This is a genomic window from Stenotrophomonas sp. YIM B06876, assembly GCF_030711595.1.
GTDB lineage: Bacteria > Pseudomonadota > Gammaproteobacteria > Xanthomonadales > Xanthomonadaceae > Stenotrophomonas.
The window spans coordinates 1-568 of record NZ_JAUJUJ010000513.1; the positions used below are offsets into that span (position 1 = coordinate 1).

Genomic DNA, 568 nt, shown 5'->3' on the forward strand with positions numbered 1-568 from the left:
GTGCGCCTGCACAATGTGTGCCCTTTTTGTTCCAGGAACCGAACGTTGCAGACCCATAGCACTTCTTCGAACCAGATGGACTTGTCCCTGCGCAGCCTGCGCTCCATCTGGCACCCATGTACCCAGATGAAGCGCGCCGAAGGCGTGCCTCCGCTGCCGATGGCGCGTGGCGCAGGGCCGTGGCTGTACGACTACGAAGGACGCCGCTACTTCGATGCCAACAGCTCATGGTGGGTCAACCTGTTCGGCCATGCCGATGCGCGCATCAACGACGCCATCAAGCAGCAGCTCGACACCTTGCCGCATGTCATGCTGGCNGCACCCATGTACCCAGATGAAGCGCGCCGAAGGCGTGCCTCCGCTGCCGATGGCGCGTGGCGCAGGGCCGTGGCTGTACGACTACGAAGGACGCCGCTACTTCGATGCCAACAGCTCATGGTGGGTCAACCTGTTCGGCCATGCCGATGCGCGCATCAACGACGCCATCAAGCAGCAGCTCGACACCTTGCCGCATGTCATGCTGGCCGGCTGCACGCATGCGCCTGCGGTGCTGCTGGCCGAAAAGCTG

Annotated in this window: 1 protein-coding gene and 1 pseudogene; both read left to right on the plus strand. The window is 63.1% G+C overall.

Annotated elements, in window-relative coordinates:
- Positions 1 to 159: 159 nt before the first annotated feature.
- A pseudogene (locus QZH66_RS18215) lies at positions 160 to 267 on the plus strand (hypothetical protein); the annotation flags it as partial.
- A 67-nt stretch (positions 268 to 334) separates the two neighbouring features.
- The coding region (locus tag QZH66_RS18220; protein ID WP_305807204.1) for an aminotransferase class III-fold pyridoxal phosphate-dependent enzyme at positions 335 to 568 on the plus strand (234 nt) is incomplete at its 3' end.